Consider the following 15738-nt stretch of genomic DNA (forward strand, 5'->3'; position numbering starts at 1 on the left):
AATTCATTAGTCAATACTAATATGTTGTCGATTACGTCAAGGAGGTTGTCTTGACTATGACTGACCAGTCAGTCATAAGTAAACAATGACCAAGAAGCCGATCGAAGCCGCCAACCCATCCGCAGTTCGCGCTCACGCGGCGACGCGTGCCTCCGCCGATGGGGAGGAAGCGCCGACGTCGAACCGTGCCACGCGTGCGGCGGAGCGCCGGGCCGCCATCGTGGAGGCCGCGATGGAGGAGTTCATCGCGCGCGGCTTTGCCGCGACGCGGCTCGACGACATCGCCCGCCGCGCAGGCGTCGCCAAGGGCACGATCTACCTGCACTTCAAGGACAAGGAATCGATGTTCGAGGAGCTGGTGCGCATCGTGATCGTGCCTGTGGTTGCACGGCTGACGGCGCTGCCGCCGCCGACGGGCTCGGTGCGCGACCTCATCGAGGCTTTCGCCGGCAATTTTCTGAGAGAGGTGATCGGCACCAGGCGCGGCGATCTCGTGCGGCTGATCGTGGCGGAGGGGCCGCGCTTTCCCTCCGTCGCCGACTTCTACTACCGCGAGGTGGTCTCGCGCGGCATCGCCGCCATGCGCGCGCTGATCGAGGTCGGCATCGCCCGCGGCGAGATCCGCGAGAAGGACCTTGCGCGCTATCCGCAGATCCTGGTCGCGCCCGCGATGATCGCGGTGATCTGGCAAAGCCTGTTTGCGCGGCATTCGCCGCTCGATGCGCAAGACATGCTGCGCGTCCATCTCGATTTGATTTTCGGCGAACGGAGGACGACATGAGGTCGTCGCGGGTATTTTCTGCATTTGCATTGGCTGCCGTCCTCGCAACCGGTCTCGCCGGCTGCAAGGAGAAGCGCGAGCCGGGATTTCAAGGCTGGGTCGAGGCCGACATGATCTATGTCAGCCCGGACGAAGCAGGCCGGGTGACGAAACTGAACTTTCGTGAAGGCGACGAGGTCAAAGTCGGCGACCAGCTCTATTCCGTCGATGACGATCTCCAGCTCGCCGATCTCAACCAGAACAAGGCGACGCTCGCGAATGCGCAGCAGACCTATGATCGCGCGGCCTCGCTGAGCAAGACCGGCTCGGGGACGCAGGCCAATCTGGACTCCGCCGTCTCCGCACTGCGCGTGGCGGAAGCGCGGGTGGCGACGTCGGAGACGCGGATGGCGCGGCGCAAGGGCTTTGCCCCTGTCGCCGGCACCATCCAGCAGATCTACTTCCGCGAGGGCGAGATGGTGGCGGCGCAGCGGCCGGTGCTCTCGATCATGCCCCCCGGTAACATGAAGTTGCGCTTCTTCGTGCCGGAGACCGAGCTGCCCAAGCTTGCGATCGGGGATACGGTGCGGGTCGCTTGCGACAATTGCGCCGCCGATCTCACCGCAAAGATCTATTTCATCGCCACGACGGCCGAATACACCCCGCCCGTGATCTACAGCCTCGAGGAGCGCAACAAGCTCGTCTACCTGATCCAGGCGCGGCCTTCGCGGCCCGATGCCTTGCGGGTCGGGCAGCCGATCGACGTCTACCTTAATCCAAAGACTCCGGTGGCGGACAAGCGATGAACGGCGATAGCGACATCGCGATCGACGTCAAGGGCCTGACGAAATCGTTCGGCGGCCGCGAGGTCGTGCACGATCTGTCGATGCAGGTGAAGCGCGGCTCGATCTACGGCTTCCTCGGGCCCAACGGCTCGGGCAAGACCACAACCATCCGTATCCTCTGCGGCCTGCTGACGCCCGACAGCGGCGAGGGCACCTGCCTCGGCTACGACATCCTGAAGGATTCCGAAAAAATCAAGCGCCAGGTCGGCTACATGACGCAGCGCTTCAGCCTGTACCAGGACCTCTCGGTCCGCGAGAACCTCGAATTCGTCGCGCGGCTCTATGGCCTCACCGATGCCCGCGGCGCCGCGCGCGACATGATCAGCCGGCTCGGACTCTCGGGCCGCGAGCAGCAACTCGCGGGCGAGCTCTCCGGCGGCTGGAAGCAGCGGCTCGCGCTGGGGGCCTGCACGCTGCCGAATCCGAAGCTGCTGCTGCTCGACGAGCCGACCGCCGGCGTCGATCCCAAGGCGCGGCGCGACTTCTGGAACGAGATCCACGCGCTCGCCGCCGAAGGTCTCACTGTGCTGGTCTCGACCCATTACATGGACGAAGCCGAGCGCTGTCACGAGATCGCCTACATCGCCTATGGTCATCTGCTGGCGCATGGCACGGTCGAGGAGGTGATCGCGAAATCGGCGCTGACGACCTATACCGTCACGGGCGAGTTGAGCGGTCTTGCGGCAGAGCTCACCGGCAAGCCCGGGGTCGACATGGTCGCTCCGTTCGGTACCTCGCTGCACGTCTCGGGGCGCGACGTCGCGGCGCTGGAGGCGAGCATCGCGCCATGGCGGGAGAAGAGCGGCCTGCACTGGCAGAAGTCGGCGCCGTCGCTGGAGGATGTCTTCATCGAGCTGATGGGCCGCTCCAGGGACAATTTCCAATGAGCAGCATCCGCGCAACCGGCCCCTTGCGGGAGATCCGCGACCGCTTCGGCTTCCTTCGCCGCTCCTATGCCATGATGGCGAAGGAGTTCATTCAGCTTCGGCGGGACCGTGTCTCGTTCGCGATGATCGTCGCGATCCCGGTGATGCAGCTTCTCCTGTTCGGGTTTGCCATCAATACCACGCCGCACCATCTGCCGAGCGCGGTGCTGCTGCAGGAAGATTCCGATCTCGCCCGCTCGGTGCTGAAGGCGCTGGAGAACACCGCCTATTTCCGCTTCGTCTATGAAGTGCACGACGTCGAGGATTTCGACAATCTGCTGAAATCAGGCAAGGTGCTGTTCGGCGTGGAGATCCCGCGCGGATTCGAACGCGCCGTGCGGCGCGGCGACAAGCCGGCACTGCTGGTTGCAGCCGATGCCACCGATCCGGTCGCGGCGAGCTCCGCGCTCGGCTCACTCGGGATGATCGTGCAGACCGCACTCAAGCACGATCTCTATATCGGCGATCCGCCGGCCCTGCCGTTCGAGATCCGCGCGCATGCGCGCTACAATCCGGCGGCGGAATCCCGGCTCAACATCGTGCCGGGACTTGTCGGCACCATTCTCACCATGACGATGCTGATCTTTACGGCGCTGTCGGTGACGCGCGAGATCGAACGCGGCACCATGGAGAGTCTGCTGTCGATGCCGATCAAGCCGGTCGAGGTGATGATCGGCAAGATCGTGCCCTACATCCTGGTCGGCTTCATCCAGGCCTTCCTGATCGTCAATATCGGAGTGTTCCTGTTCGGCGTGCCGGTGCTCGGCAACCTGTTCCTTCTGGCGGCGCTATCGACCCTTTTCATCGCCGCAAATCTCGCGATCGGCTACACGTTTTCCACCATCGCGCAGAATCAGCTGCAGGCGATCCAGATGTCGTTCATGTTCTTCCTGCCGAGCATCCTCTTGTCCGGCTTCATGTTCCCGTTCGCGGGCATGCCGGCCTGGGCGCAATATCTCGGCGAATGCCTGCCGCTGACGCACTACATTCGCATCGTCCGCGCCATCATGCTCAAGGGCGCGACCATGCCAAATCTGCGCTACGACGCCCTGGCGCTGGCGGTCCTGATGACGGTCGCCATGACCATTGCCGTGACGCGCTTCCGCCGCACGCTGGATTGAGGCAGACTGCCCCGGAATCGGGGGATGGAATGGCCAGCCTTACAAGCGGAAAAGCCCGGCAGAAGGCCGTCTTGTCGGAGGAGTTCGAGCGCGAGCTGACCCGGGAAGTGCTTCGCACCGAGCTGTTGCGGGTGCGGGCGCTGATCACGACGGGCTGCGTCATGATCGTCATGCTTACGGCAACCTTCGTGATCGACCCTGCCATCGTGAACCGGGTCTGGCACGGGACGGAGGGCATGGTTCGCGAATACATGCTCGTGGCGGGTTTCCTGCTCTTCGAGGTCTGGGTTCACAGCCAGATCCGGCGAAACCTCAGGCTCGATCGTGACCTGCCGGTGATCAGGCGGTATATCGGCGCAACGATCGAAACATCGCTGCCGACGATCATTCTGATCCTGCAGATTCACAGCATGGGTGCCAGCCAGGCACTCGGTTTCGTGTTGCCATTGGTCTATTTCATCTTCGTCATTCTTTCGACGCTGCGGCTCGATTTCTGGCTGTCGACCTTCACGGGATTCGTCGCCGCGGCCGAACTCCTGACCATCGCGCTGTATTACAATGCGGCCAGCGACACCGGCGAACCCCTGATCTATTTCCACACCGTGCGCAGCCTCATCATCCTGGTTTGCGGCGTGCTCGCGGGCTCCGTCGGCGCGCAGCTGCGGCGGCAATTTGCCGCGAGCATCGCAGCGGCGACCGCCCGCGACCGGGTGACGAATCTATTCGGCCAGCACGTCTCGCCGCAGGTGGTCGAGCGGCTGATGGCGGAGGGCACCAGCGCCGCCGGCGATCTCCGCCGCGTCGCCGTGATGTTCGTCGATTTCCGCGGCTTCACCGCAGGCGCGCAGTCGCGCACGCCGCAGCAGGTGGTCGACCGGCTCGACGGTGCCTTCGCGGTGCTGGTCGATATTCTCGACCGCCACGGTGGCATCGTGAACAAGTTTCTCGGCGACGGCTTTCTCGCGCTGTTCGGCGCGCCGCTGGAGGCCTCCGACGCCGCGCACCGCGCGGTCGCGGCCGGCCGCGACATGCTGACCGCGATGGACCGCATCAACGCGAAGACCAGCTGGCCGCTGCGGATCGGCATCGGCATCCATTTCGGCGAGGTCGTCGCCGGCAATATCGGCTCGCCCCGACGCAAGGAATACACGGTGATCGGCGACACCGTGAACTTCGCGTCGCGGCTGGAGGCGCTGAACAAGGAGTTCGGCTCGCAACTGCTGATCTCGGCGTCCGTGCGCGAGGCGCTCGGTGAGGACGGCAAGGATGCCGTCGCGCTTGGTGAGGTCGAGGTGCGCGGTTACGAGCAGAAGGTGCCCGTGTTTCAGCTGGGATAAGCACGATCCGGAAAAGTGCGAAGCGGTTTTCCGACAAGATCATGCTCGAACAAGAAAGCTCACGCGCGACCCCTGGCGCGCGTGAGGCTGCTCGCGTTTCGTTGAAAGCGCGTGATGAAATATCGCGTGGCGATCTCCGCTCTCGCACTCAGGAGGCCGAAACATCGGCTTCCGTTTGTCACGCGGAGAAAATCCATGATCCGATTGCCCGTTGTTGCGGCCGCCTTGATCGCCGCCGCTGTCTATCAGACCGAGGCTGCGGCCGCCCGTACCGCTGCCCCGCGGCACGCCGTAAGTAAGGCGGCCGCGGATTGCGTCAGGGCTCCGGCGGAGGGCGCCTATGCCTCGGCGCCTTACACGCAGCCCCCCTGCCTGCCGAAGGCCGCGAACTGACGTGTGAGCGAGGCCGGGTCGGCAACCTCCGCCGACTCGGCCCCGCGGGCACTGCCTCCCGGCTGCCGCGGTATCATGGTAGCGCTTGACTCCGATTTCATCTAGTCATCTATATGACTATATGAATTCCGCCCCGCGCGACGAGCGCCTGCCACGCTACCAGCTTCTGCGCGACGATCTTGCCGCGCGCATCAACCGCAATGAATGGCGGCCAGGCGAGCCGATCCCGTCGGAGGCCGAGCTTGGCGCGCATTACGGCGTTGCGATCGGCACCGTGCGCAAGGCGATCGACCAGCTCGTCAGCGACAACGTGCTGGAGCGGCAGCAGGGCCGCGGCACATTCGTGCGCCGCGCACGCTTCAACTCCTCGCTGTTTCGCTTCTTCCGCTTTCAGTCGGAGAGCGGCGAGCGGCGCGTGCCGAAGAGCCGCATCATCCGCCGCAAGAGCGTGCCGGCGACATCCGCTGTGGCCTCGGCGCTACGCATTCCCGTCGGCGAGCCCGTGATCAGCCTGTCGCGCCTGCGCCTGATCGACGACGTGCCGCTGCTCGCCGAAGAAATCTGGCTGCAGCAGTCGCGCTTTTCGAAAATCCTCGACATCGACACCGCCGAGTTCGGCGACCTGCTGTATCCGCTCTACGAGGAGCGCTGCGGCGAGGTCGTGGTCTCCGCCGAGGAAATATTGACGGTCGAGACCGCCAACGAGATGCAGGCGCGCCTGCTCAGGCTCGCGGCCCACGCACCGCTGATCGTGATCGAGCGTCTCGCGCTCGACCTCGAGCGGCGGCCGATCGAATGGCGCCGCTCGCGCGGGCCGGCGGATCGCTTCCGCTACCACGTCGAGATCAGGTGAGAGCAGCCGCTCTCATCCACCAATCAAGCAACAAGAGTACAGGGGTTAGGAAATATGTCGAACTGGTACAGCGAAAGCACGCCGCTGGAGCGGCGCACATTCTGGGCAAGCTTCGGCGGCTGGGCGCTGGATGCGCTCGACGTCCAGATGTTCGGCCTCGCCATCCCCGCACTGATCGCGGCGTTCGGTATCAGCAAGGCTGATGCCGGCCTGCTTGGTTCGATCACGCTGTTCTTCGGTGCGTTCGGCGGCTGGATCGGCGGCGCGCTCGGCGATCGCTTCGGCCGCGTCAAGGCGTTGCAGATCACCGTCGCCACCTTCGCGCTCGCGACCTTCGCCTGCGCCTTCGCGATGACCTACACCCAGCTCTTGATCCTCAAGGCGATCCAGGGCCTCGGCTTCGGCGCCGAATGGGCCTGCGGTGCGGTGCTGATGGCCGAGATCATCCGCCCCGAACATCGCGGCAAGGCGCTCGGCTCGGTGCAGAGCGCATGGGCGGTGGGTTGGGGCGCGGCCGTGCTGCTCTCGGCGCTGGTCTTCACCTACGCGCCGGCCGACATCGCCTGGCGGCTGCTGTTCGCGCTCGGACTGTTGCCCGCGCTTCTCATCATCTTCATCCGCCGCGGCCTGAAGGAGCCGCCGCGTGCGGTGGCATCTGAAAAGACGCCGTTCTTTGCCACGCTCGCCGGCATCTTCCATCGCGACGTGCTGCGCTCGACGCTGATCGGCGGCCTGTTCGGCATCGGCGCCCATGGCGGCTACGCCGCGCTCACCACCTTCCTGCCGACGTTCTTGCGCGAGGTGCGGCACCTGTCGGTGCTGGGCTCCAGCTTCTATCTCGCCGTCATCATCGTCGCCTTCTTCTGCGGCTGCGTCGCCAGCGGCATCATCAGCGACCGCATCGGCCGCAGGGCGAACGTTGCCTTGTTCGCCGGTGCCTGCATCGCGACCGTGCTGGTCTACATCTTCGCGCCGCTGACCAACGGCGAGATGCTGGTGCTCGGCTTTCCGCTCGGCTTCTTCTCCGCGGGCATACCTGCCAGCATGGCGGCGCTGTTCAGCGAGCTCTATCCCGCCGGCGTGCGCGGCACCGGTGTCGGATTCTGCTACAATTTCGGCCGCATCGTCTCCGCCGCGTTCCCGTTCCTGGTCGGCTATCTCAGCGACCATATCGGACTCGGGGCGGCGATCGGCATCGATGCCGCCTTCGCCTATTCGCTGGTGCTGATTGCGGTTCTGATGTTGCCCGAAACCCGCGGCAAGGTCTTTGAACAGACCGCGGCAACGCGCGCCTGACGCGGGATGGGGAGACGCCATCATGACATTATTGTCCCAGCGCGGCCTGACGCGCCGCCAGTTCGGCGCCGGTCTCGCGTCGATCGCCATAATGGCCGCAACCAAAGCCGAAAGTGAGGCGGCCTTGCCGACGATTGACACCCACGCCCATGTCTTTCACCGCGGGTTGAAACTCGCTCCGGGCCGGCGCTATGCGCCCGATTACGACGCGCCGCTGCCGCTCTATCTGGAGCAGCTCGACCGCAATGGCATGACCAACGGCGTGCTGGTGCAGCCGAGCTTTCTCGGCACCGACAATTCCTATCTGGTCACGTGCCTGAAGCAGACGGATGGCCGCCTGCGCGGCATCGCCGTGGTCGATCCTGCCATATCGGCAGACGAACTGCGCACCCTCGACCGTGCCGGTGTGGTCGGCATCCGTCTCAATCTCGTCGGCCAACCGCTGCCTGATCTTGCGACCGGCGAATGGAAAGCGCTGCTCGGACATGTAAAATCGATGGGCTGGCAGGTCGAGATCCAGCGCAACGCGGCCGATCTCGCCATGCTCGCGCCGCAGCTGCTCGACCACGGCGTCAAAATCGTGCTCGATCATTACGCGCTTCCGGATCCAAGACTCGGTGTCGCCGATCCCGGCTTCCAATCCGTGCTGAAACTGGGCGCGACGAAAAACGTCTGGATCAAGATCTCGGCGCCGTATCGCAACGGCGCGGCCGGCGAGGATTTTGCCAGGGCGGCCTATCCATTGCTGCGCAATGCCTATGGTCTCGATCGCTTGTTGTGGGGCAGCGACTGGCCGCACACGCTGTTCGAGGCCACGCAGAGCTATGAGAAGAATCGGCAATTCCTCGACGCGCTGATCGTCGACAAGAGCGAGCGTGCGCAGGTGTTGGCGTCACCGAGGACGCTCTTTCGCTTCTGATCCGTCTTCCGCGATTGCTCCGATTGCACTCAATTTTGGGGCATGACGGGCGATATCGCCGGCTTGTAGAGTGCTGCGCGAGGCGTCCGGTTGCGGCCGCCCTTTGCGTGAAGAGGAATTGAGCGATGCAGCGCCGCTACATCACCGTCGACGTGTTCACCGACCGCGCCTTCGGCGGCAATCAGCTCGCCGTGGTACTCGATGCGGGTGGACTGTCCACGCAGCAAATGCAGGCGATCGCGACCGAGTTCAACTATTCCGAGACCACCTTCGTGCTGCCGCCGCGCGACAAGGCCAATGACGCGGAGGTGCGTATCTTCACGCCGGTGCTGGAGATCGCCTTTGCCGGGCATCCCAATGTCGGCACCGCCTTCGTGCTGGCCTCGATGGCGAAGGAGCCGAAGCCGCGTCTGCTGTTCGAGGAGAAGGCCGGACTCGTGCCGGTCGAGATCGTGCGCGAGCAGGGAAGGGTGATCAAGACCGAGCTCACCGCGCCGCAGCCGCTCGCACGGCACGCGCCGCTGTCGCCGGCTGAAGCCGCGAGCTGCATCTCGCTGAGCGCAGATGATGTCAGGACCGACAACCACGCTCCGCACGTTGTCACCGTCGGAAACGCGTTTCTGGTGATGGAGCTGCATTCGCGCGAGGCGCTGAAACGGGCCCGGCCTGATGCTGCGGCCTACGGCAAGGTCCTGCCACGCGACGGCGCCCGCTCGGTGTGGTTCTACACGCGCGACGTGCCCGCATCGGAGGCGCCTTGCGAGCGGCAGGCGCGCATGTTCATGCGCGGCGCCAGCGGCCTCACCGAGGATCCCGCCACCGGCAGCGCCACCGTCGCCGCCGCCGCACTGTTTGCCGATCTCGATCCGATGCGTGATGGCGAGTTGCAGCTCACCGTCGGCCAGGGCTTTGACATGGGCCGGCCGAGCATCCTGCAGACGCGCGTGCGCAAGCAGGACGGCAAGGTCGTCTCCGCCCATGTCGGCGGCCAATGTGTGCAGATGATGGAGGGGACGTTCAAGCTGGCAGGAGAGGGGTAGTTCGTAGCCATTCGTCATTCCTGTTCTCGCTACAGGCATCCCCTAGTAGACCCGTCATCCTGAGGTGCGAGCCCTTGCGAGCCTCGAAGGATGTGCGGCCGAGGTGCCGCTTCGTGCCACGCCGTCGTCCTTCGAGGGCCGCTGAAGAAGCGGCCACCTCAGGATGACGGCTACTGCTTGACCGTTATCTCGGGCTCCGGCATCGAAACGACGGCTACACCTGCCGCCCGACCAAATTCTTAACCGCCACCCCATCTCTTTCCTCGATGATCTCCGCGATCATCTGGCGGTGGCAGTGGGTGTGGTCGCGCTCGTAGCAGAGCAGACAGACGGGGCCGGCCTTCTTCACCAGGGCGGAGAGTTCGTCCATCTGCTCCCGGGCTTCCGGCGTCTTCAGGTGCTTTGAGAAAATCCTCTCCAGCACATCGTACTGCCCGCTGCGCGCGGCAAGGCGCCCTTCCTTCGGCGTGCCGAGCGCGGCAAGGTGGACATAGGCGATGCCGCGCTCGTCAAGGCCGGCGGCGAGCTGCTTCTTGGAAAAGCCCGGCCGGCGCGACGACGTCACCGCGCGCACGTCGACCACGAGCTTGACGCCGGCCCCTTCCAGCTCGTCCAGCACCGCCTTGGGCGGCGTCTGCTCATAGCCGATGGTGAAGAGCTTTTTCGCCTTGGCCATGGGCCACCTCAGCTCACCCGCGCGATCAGTTCCATGGCGCCGTGCGGGGCGCGCACCTTGCCCTCGTGGATGACATAAGCGAACACGTCGCGCGGCTCTTTCTTCGGTTTGGCTTTGTCGACCTTCGGCAGGTCGTCGGGCTCGCCGCCGGCGGCCCAGGCCTGAAAGCGCTCGGCCCAGGCGTCCAATTGTTTCGGCGGATAGCAGGTCTTGATCTCGTCATTGCCCTTCTGCAAGCGTGCATAGACGAAATCGCCAGCGACGTCGGCAATGGCGGGATATTTGCCGTGCTCGGCGAATACGACGGGCGTTTCGAATTCGCGGATCAGCGTGATGAAGTCGGGCGTGCAGAAGCTGTCATGGCGGACTTCGACGACATGGCGCAGCGCGCGCCCGTCGAGCTTGCGCGGCAGAAGCTCCAGGAACTTGCCGAAATCGGCGCCGTCGAACTTCTTGGTCGGCGCGAACTGCCACAGCACCGGTCCGAGATGATCGCCGAGTTCCAGCACGCCGGAATCATAGAACCGCTTGACGGAGTCGCCGGCCTCGGCGAGCACGCGGCGGTTGGTGGCAAAGCGCGGCCCCTTCACCGAGAAGACAAAGCCCTCCGGCACCTCGCTCGCCCATTTGCGAAAGCTCTCCGGCTTCTGTGAGCCGTAATAGGTGCCGTTGATCTCGATCGAGGTCAGCTTGGACGCCGCATAGGATAGCTCCTTCGCCTGCGTCAGCTTCTCCGGATAGAACACGCCGCGCCAGGGCTCGAAGGTCCAGCCGCCGATGCCGATGAAGATGTTGCCGGATTTTTTGGACGCGGTTTTTGCTTTGGCCACGGAGGGATCTCGCATCGACGTGGAGGGGAGGGCGGCATCCTAATCAAACGTGTTGTGATTGGCCAGTTGCCGTGTCCCGTCTAAGCTGACCCGGAAATCTGCACGAACAGGAGAACAAGATGCGGATGCTGATGGGAGCGGCGCTCGTGATGATGACATCTGCTGCCATGATGGCTTCGGCCGTGGCGGATGATGACGATGCCAAGGATGGTGCGAAGGGCGCGCAGAAGCTCGCGATGCAGGGCCGCGACGATTACTGGCATTGCCTCGCGCGGGAATATTCGCGCGATAGCAATCAGGGCCTGTCGGAACAGGACTTCGGCCGCTCGATCGCGGGCGCCTGTCCGTCAGAGCGGCAATATTACCGGGTGGCCCTGCTCGACTATCTGACTATGCAATATCCGACCATCGATGCCGGCGCCCATCTCGCGACCGCGAACAGGGCGGTCGAGTCGGCGCAGAAGGATATCGTGACGGCCTTCGTCAAGCGCCGGCCGCCGCAGAAGTAGCCCATCTCCGATGCCGCCGGGGGCTCTTCCGGCGCTGCGCTCATCCGTGGTATCACCGGCCTCATCTGGAGCGGGGATAGGTTCCATGTCGTCTGAGTCGATGGGTGGCATTCTGGGCGCAATCGTCGCGGCGGTCGTGCTTGCGGCCGCCGTCTTCCTCGGGCCGATCGGCCAATATGGCAAGCCGCCCAAGCCGGCCAAGGCCGAACCGGCCCCGGCTGCCATGGCGCCGGCGGCACCCGTTGCGCCCGCACCGCGCGGCCCGGTGATCAAGGAAGTCCCGAACTAGTCCTGAAAAAGGCGGCTTCCACCCCCTTGAAAAGCGGATTTGCCGTCCCCATTTGGTTTCTAACAGCGGCGTTGAGCGAAAACTCCGGCGCCGGAACGACCTTGGAATAGCTTGGGCCTGCGCCGGATGTACGCGCGGTCCGCCGTTCCGGGGTCGTTGGCATTTTTGGGCCCTTTTGCTCCTTTCTCTCGGAAACCTCGGCTTGGCAGCGCAGGACGCGGCGGATATACGCTGCCGTCATGAATGAAGCGATCAGACCGGACGCCCACAGTCAGGCCCACGAGGGGCCGGAACTGTCGGTCATCGTCCCGACCTTCAACGAGCGCGACAACGTCACGGTGCTGTACCGGCGCCTGGAGGCGACGCTCGCCAACGTCGCCTGGGAGGTCGTGTTCGTCGACGACAATTCGCCCGACGGCACCTGGGATGTTGTGCGCGACCTGGCGCAGAAGGACAGCCGCGTGCGCTGTGTCCGCCGCATCGGCCGCCGCGGCCTGTCGGGGGCCTGCATCGAGGGCATCCTGGCCTCGAGCGCGCCCTTTGCGGCCGTGATCGATGCCGACCTTCAGCACGACGAGACGCAGCTGCCGAAGATGCTGCTGCTGCTCGCCAGCGACCAGGCCGATCTCGTTGTCGGCAGCCGCTACATCGAGGGCTATAAGAGCGAAGGTTTCAACAAGCAGCGCGCCGGCGCCAGCGCGCTGGCGACCGAGTTCGCCAGGAAGATGCTGCGGGTCGAAATCGCCGATCCCATGAGCGGCTTCTTCATGGTCCGCCGCGACCGCTTCGAGCAGCTCGCGCCAAAACTGTCGGTGCACGGCTTCAAGATCCTGCTCGATCTCGTCGCGACCGCGCATGGCTCCTTGCGCGCTGTCGAGATTCCCTACACTTTCGGCGCCCGCCAGCACGGCGAGAGCAAGCTCGATTCCATGGTCGCGCTCGACTTCCTCGGTCTGGTGTTGGCCAAGCTGACCAACGACATCGTCTCGCTGCGTTTCATCCTGTTCGCGATGGTCGGCGGCATAGGCCTCGTCGTGCACCTGACCACGCTGTTCGTCGCCCTTCAGCTGTTCAAGGCGCCGTTTGCGGAGGCGCAGGCCGCCGGCGCCATCGTCGCCATGACCAGCAATTTCATCCTCAACAACTTCCTCACCTATCGCGACCAGCGGCTGAAGGGCTTTGCGCTGCTGCGCGGCCTCATCATGTTCTACATCGTGTGCGGTGTCGGACTGCTTGCCAATGTCGGCGTCGCCTTCTCGGTCTACGACCAGGAGCCGATCTGGTGGCTGGCCGGCATGGCCGGTGCGCTGATGGGCGTGGTGTGGAACTACGCAATGTCCGGACTGTTCGTCTGGCGCAAGAAATAGCCGCAGGATGGGCGGAGCTGACGCGCGGATCGTCCGCAACACCACGCTGGTGATCCTCGCGCTGGTGGGCTTGCGGCTGGTCGCGGCCGCCTTCACGCCGATCACCTTCGACGAAGCCTATTACTGGATGTGGTCGAAAAACCTCGCGGGTGGCTATTACGACCACCCGCCGATGGTGGCCTATGTCATCCGCGCCGGCACCATGATCGCCGGTGACACCGAGTTCGGCGTCCGCCTGGTCTCGATCCTGCTCGCGCTGCCGATGAGCTATGCGATCTATCGCTCCGCCGCGATCCTGTTCGGCGGCGCGCGCGTGGCAGCGACCAGTGCCATCCTGCTCAACGTGACGCTGCTGGCTTCGGTCGGCACGCTGATCGTGACGCCCGATGCGCCGTTACTGGTTGCCTCCAGCTTCGTGCTGTTCTTCCTCGCAAAAGTGCTGGAGACCGGGCGCGGCGTCTGGTGGCTCGCGGTCGGCGTCGCTGTCGGCGCGGCGCTGCTGTCGAAGTACACCGCGATGTTCTTCGGCGCGGCGATCCTGATCTGGCTCGCATCGGTGCCGAAGCTGCGGCGCTGGTTCCTGTCGCCCTGGCCCTATCTCGGCGGCCTCGTTGCGCTCGCGCTGTTCTCGCCGGTGATCCTGTGGAATGCGGATCATCACTGGGTGTCGTTCGTCAAGCAACTTGGGCGGGCCAAGATCGAGGATTTCCGTCCGGTCTTCATCGCCGAGCTGATCCCGACCCAGATCGCCTTCGCAACCCCATTGGCCTTCATTCTCGGCGCGATGGGCCTGCACGCGCTGACCTGGCGCCGGGTCGGCGCGCTGGCCTCGCGCGTGCTGATCGGGACGATGTTCTGGACCATCGTCGCCTATTTCGTCTGGCACTCCCTGCATGCCCGGGTCGAGGCCAACTGGTTCGCGCCGGTCTATCCGCCCTTCGTGGTGGCCGCAGCCGTCGCCGCCAACATCGCGCAATGGAAGCCGCGGGCGCAACGCCTGGCGGATTTCTGCCTGCGTTGGGCCGCGCCTGCGGGCATCGTGATGTTCGCCGCCCTCATCGTGCAGGCCAACACCGGCTGGCTGTCCGGCTATCGCCGCGATGCCACGGTCCGCAGCGTCGGCGTCGGCTGGCGCGAGCTTGCGGGCGAGATCGAAGCGGTGCGCAGCCGCACTGGCGCGACCTGCGTGCTGGCACCGGATTACGGCACCACGGGTTGGCTCACCTTCTATTTGCCGCGCGGCACCTGCGTGGTGCAGCAGAACCAGCGGATCCGCTGGGTCAACATGCCCGAACCCGATCCGAAGCTGCTTGCCGGCAAGCTGATCTATGTCGACGAGCTGCGCGAAGGTGGCCATCCCGCCCTCAAGGACCTCTTCGCGCAGGTGACGCAAGTCGCGCAATTGCAGCGCAAGCGCGGGCCGCTCGTCGTCGAAAGCTACGGCATCGATTTGCTGGAAGGCCTCAAGGGCGACGTGCTCGACCGCTCGCCGCCGCCCGAACTGGTGCCTTGAGCGATCACAGGATCTTGCCGTTGATCGACAATTCCTTGATCCTCTTTTCCCAGTCGATCAGGGAACGATACCATCCCAGTGTATGGGTCGTGGGATCGTCACCGCTGACCGTGCCCCGCTCCAGGGCCTGTTTGATCTCCACGATCCCTTCGTGCACGCGGGAGGACGGATCGAATTTCAGGCGCTGGGTGATCTTGGCGAAAGACAAATTATAGGTTCGCTTGTCCGTCGCATCCGGGATCGTATGGGTGACGATGTTTGGGATGATGTCCTTGACGAAGTTGGCGAGCTGCTTGATCTGGTAGTTGAGATCGTCGCCGCCGACGTTGAACGTCTCACCTGACACGATCGACGCTTCGCTCTCGATGCCCATGATCAGGGCGCGGCAGACGTCGTGGACGTGGATGAACGGCCGCCACTGCTCGCCGCCCCCCATGACGTAGATCACCCGCTCCTTCCAGGCGCGCAGCGTCATGACGTTGATGGCGAGGTCGAAGCGCATGCGCGGGGCAAGGCCGAACACGGTGCTGTTGCGCAGGATGACCGTTTCGAACGTGCCGCTTTGCAGCTTGCGCAGCTCGTCCTCGACGTGAAGCTTGCTTTCGGCATACAGCGTCTGCGGACGGCAGGCCGCATGCTCGTTCAACGAGACTTCCTGGCCGTGACCATAGACCGATGCCGAGCTCGAATAGACATAGCGGCGAACGCCGGCCCGTTTGGCCGCGCGCGCCAGACGAACGCCACCCTGATGGTTGATCGAGACCGTCAGTTCGGGATCGATCTCGGCGGAGGCGTCGTTGCTCAGTCCAGCCAGATCGATGACGGCATCCATGCCCTCGAACTGCTGGGGGTCCACGGTGCGGATGTCTTCGATGAGCATCTTGATATTTGGGTGCGAAGCCGCCTGCGCGAAGCGATCCCGGCCGAAGAAACATCGATCAAGCGCAGTCACCGAATAACCCTTCTGGGCCAGCATCTGGCAGAGGGGAATGCCGATATAGCCACCTGCTCCAGTGACGAGAACTTTCTGCATGGTTCGACTTCTATGTCCTTGGGGTCATCGC

The 15738-nt window shown here is 64.4% G+C and carries 17 protein-coding genes; 14 read left to right on the forward strand and 3 right to left on the reverse strand.

Annotation, left to right across the window (positions count from 1 at the left end; all coding sequences use genetic code 11):
* Positions 1-85: 85 nt before the first annotated feature.
* The 10 genes from HYH08_RS34925 to HYH08_RS34970 all read left to right on the forward strand — a co-directional run bounded on the left by HYH08_RS34925 (position 86) and on the right by HYH08_RS34970 (position 9490).
* Positions 86-781: a TetR/AcrR family transcriptional regulator gene (locus tag HYH08_RS34925; RefSeq protein WP_220014352.1), complete on the forward strand. Its 696-nt coding sequence runs from the start codon at positions 86-88 to the stop codon at positions 779-781.
* On the forward strand, positions 778-1566 hold the full coding sequence (locus HYH08_RS34930) for an HlyD family secretion protein (RefSeq protein WP_220014353.1): 789 nt from the start codon (positions 778-780) through the stop codon (positions 1564-1566). Before HYH08_RS34925 ends, HYH08_RS34930 begins: the two co-directional genes overlap by 4 nt.
* Positions 1563-2492 (forward strand): ABC transporter ATP-binding protein, encoded by a 930-nt coding sequence (locus HYH08_RS34935; RefSeq protein ID WP_220014354.1) that lies wholly within the window; start codon positions 1563-1565, stop codon positions 2490-2492. The genes HYH08_RS34930 and HYH08_RS34935 overlap by 4 nt, the downstream gene beginning before the upstream one ends.
* Positions 2489-3652, forward strand: a complete 1164-nt coding sequence (locus tag HYH08_RS34940) for an ABC transporter permease (RefSeq protein WP_220014355.1) — start codon at positions 2489-2491, stop codon at positions 3650-3652. The genes HYH08_RS34935 and HYH08_RS34940 overlap by 4 nt, the downstream gene beginning before the upstream one ends.
* Positions 3653-3681: 29 nt before the next feature.
* Complete coding sequence (locus HYH08_RS34945; RefSeq protein ID WP_220014356.1) at positions 3682-4989, forward strand: adenylate/guanylate cyclase domain-containing protein; 1308 nt, start codon at positions 3682-3684, stop codon at positions 4987-4989.
* Between the two features lie 195 nt (positions 4990-5184).
* Positions 5185-5382 carry a hypothetical protein gene (locus HYH08_RS34950; RefSeq protein ID WP_220014357.1) on the forward strand — a complete coding sequence of 66 codons (198 nt, stop codon included), beginning with the start codon at positions 5185-5187 and terminating at the stop codon, positions 5380-5382.
* Positions 5383-5503: 121 nt separating this feature from the next.
* On the forward strand, positions 5504-6235 hold the full coding sequence (locus HYH08_RS34955) for a GntR family transcriptional regulator (protein ID WP_220014358.1): 732 nt from the start codon (positions 5504-5506) through the stop codon (positions 6233-6235).
* Between the two features lie 54 nt (positions 6236-6289).
* A complete protein-coding gene (locus HYH08_RS34960) occupies positions 6290-7531 on the forward strand; it encodes an MFS transporter (protein ID WP_220014359.1) in 1242 nt (413 codons plus the stop codon).
* 22 nt (positions 7532-7553) lie between these two features.
* Complete coding sequence (locus HYH08_RS34965; protein ID WP_220014360.1) at positions 7554-8450, forward strand: amidohydrolase family protein; 897 nt, start codon at positions 7554-7556, stop codon at positions 8448-8450.
* Between the two features lie 125 nt (positions 8451-8575).
* Positions 8576-9490: a PhzF family phenazine biosynthesis protein gene (locus tag HYH08_RS34970; RefSeq protein WP_220014361.1), complete on the forward strand. Its 915-nt coding sequence runs from the start codon at positions 8576-8578 to the stop codon at positions 9488-9490.
* A 214-nt stretch (positions 9491-9704) separates the two neighbouring features.
* On the opposite strand, the gene HYH08_RS34975 is transcribed toward HYH08_RS34970, so the two are convergent.
* Both HYH08_RS34975 and HYH08_RS34980 read right to left on the reverse strand, forming a co-directional pair.
* Positions 9705-10166 carry a DUF488 domain-containing protein gene (locus HYH08_RS34975; protein ID WP_220014362.1) on the reverse strand — a complete coding sequence of 154 codons (462 nt, stop codon included), beginning with the start codon at positions 10164-10166 and terminating at the stop codon, positions 9705-9707.
* Between the two features lie 8 nt (positions 10167-10174).
* Positions 10175-11011, reverse strand: a complete 837-nt coding sequence (locus tag HYH08_RS34980; RefSeq protein WP_220014363.1) for a DUF72 domain-containing protein — start codon at positions 11009-11011, stop codon at positions 10175-10177.
* Between the two features lie 104 nt (positions 11012-11115).
* On the opposite strand from HYH08_RS34980, the gene HYH08_RS34985 reads away from it, so the two are divergent.
* The 4 genes from HYH08_RS34985 (at position 11116) to HYH08_RS35000 (ending at position 14674) form a co-directional block, all read left to right on the forward strand.
* Positions 11116-11505, forward strand: coding sequence for a hypothetical protein (locus HYH08_RS34985; protein WP_220014364.1), 390 nt, complete (start codon positions 11116-11118; stop codon positions 11503-11505).
* An 85-nt stretch (positions 11506-11590) separates the two neighbouring features.
* A complete protein-coding gene (locus tag HYH08_RS34990) occupies positions 11591-11794 on the forward strand; it encodes a hypothetical protein (RefSeq protein WP_220014365.1) in 204 nt (67 codons plus the stop codon).
* Positions 11795-12033: 239 nt separating this feature from the next.
* A complete protein-coding gene (locus tag HYH08_RS34995; RefSeq protein WP_220014366.1) occupies positions 12034-13161 on the forward strand; it encodes a glycosyltransferase family 2 protein in 1128 nt (375 codons plus the stop codon).
* Between the two features lie 7 nt (positions 13162-13168).
* On the forward strand, positions 13169-14674 hold the full coding sequence (locus tag HYH08_RS35000; RefSeq protein ID WP_220014367.1) for a glycosyltransferase family 39 protein: 1506 nt from the start codon (positions 13169-13171) through the stop codon (positions 14672-14674).
* A gap of 4 nt (positions 14675-14678) precedes the next feature.
* Here HYH08_RS35000 and HYH08_RS35005 read toward each other — a convergent pair whose 3' ends face one another.
* On the reverse strand, positions 14679-15707 hold the full coding sequence (locus tag HYH08_RS35005; RefSeq protein WP_220014368.1) for an NAD-dependent epimerase/dehydratase family protein: 1029 nt from the start codon (positions 15705-15707) through the stop codon (positions 14679-14681).
* Positions 15708-15738 lie beyond the last annotated feature (31 nt).

Source organism: Bradyrhizobium sp. BR 10289, from assembly GCF_019455385.1.
In the GTDB taxonomy this organism is placed as follows: Bacteria; Pseudomonadota; Alphaproteobacteria; order Rhizobiales; family Xanthobacteraceae; genus Bradyrhizobium.

Coding starts and splice junctions, on each gene's coding strand:
- HYH08_RS35000 (WP_220014367.1), top strand. CDS start 13,169: ATGGGCGGAGCTGACGCGCGGATCGTCCGCAACACCACGCTGGTGATC.
- HYH08_RS34930 (WP_220014353.1), top strand. CDS start 778: ATGAGGTCGTCGCGGGTATTTTCTGCATTTGCATTGGCTGCCGTCCTC.
- HYH08_RS34925 (WP_220014352.1), top strand. CDS start 86: ATGACCAAGAAGCCGATCGAAGCCGCCAACCCATCCGCAGTTCGCGCT.
- HYH08_RS34955 (WP_220014358.1), top strand. CDS start 5,504: ATGAATTCCGCCCCGCGCGACGAGCGCCTGCCACGCTACCAGCTTCTG.
- HYH08_RS34935 (WP_220014354.1), top strand. CDS start 1,563: ATGAACGGCGATAGCGACATCGCGATCGACGTCAAGGGCCTGACGAAA.
- HYH08_RS34940 (WP_220014355.1), top strand. CDS start 2,489: ATGAGCAGCATCCGCGCAACCGGCCCCTTGCGGGAGATCCGCGACCGC.
- HYH08_RS34965 (WP_220014360.1), top strand. CDS start 7,554: ATGACATTATTGTCCCAGCGCGGCCTGACGCGCCGCCAGTTCGGCGCC.
- HYH08_RS34990 (WP_220014365.1), top strand. CDS start 11,591: ATGTCGTCTGAGTCGATGGGTGGCATTCTGGGCGCAATCGTCGCGGCG.
- HYH08_RS34980 (WP_220014363.1), bottom strand. CDS start 11,011: ATGCGAGATCCCTCCGTGGCCAAAGCAAAAACCGCGTCCAAAAAATCC.
- HYH08_RS34970 (WP_220014361.1), top strand. CDS start 8,576: ATGCAGCGCCGCTACATCACCGTCGACGTGTTCACCGACCGCGCCTTC.
- HYH08_RS34945 (WP_220014356.1), top strand. CDS start 3,682: ATGGCCAGCCTTACAAGCGGAAAAGCCCGGCAGAAGGCCGTCTTGTCG.
- HYH08_RS34995 (WP_220014366.1), top strand. CDS start 12,034: ATGAATGAAGCGATCAGACCGGACGCCCACAGTCAGGCCCACGAGGGG.
- HYH08_RS34950 (WP_220014357.1), top strand. CDS start 5,185: ATGATCCGATTGCCCGTTGTTGCGGCCGCCTTGATCGCCGCCGCTGTC.
- HYH08_RS35005 (WP_220014368.1), bottom strand. CDS start 15,707: ATGCAGAAAGTTCTCGTCACTGGAGCAGGTGGCTATATCGGCATTCCC.
- HYH08_RS34960 (WP_220014359.1), top strand. CDS start 6,290: ATGTCGAACTGGTACAGCGAAAGCACGCCGCTGGAGCGGCGCACATTC.
- HYH08_RS34975 (WP_220014362.1), bottom strand. CDS start 10,166: ATGGCCAAGGCGAAAAAGCTCTTCACCATCGGCTATGAGCAGACGCCG.
- HYH08_RS34985 (WP_220014364.1), top strand. CDS start 11,116: ATGCGGATGCTGATGGGAGCGGCGCTCGTGATGATGACATCTGCTGCC.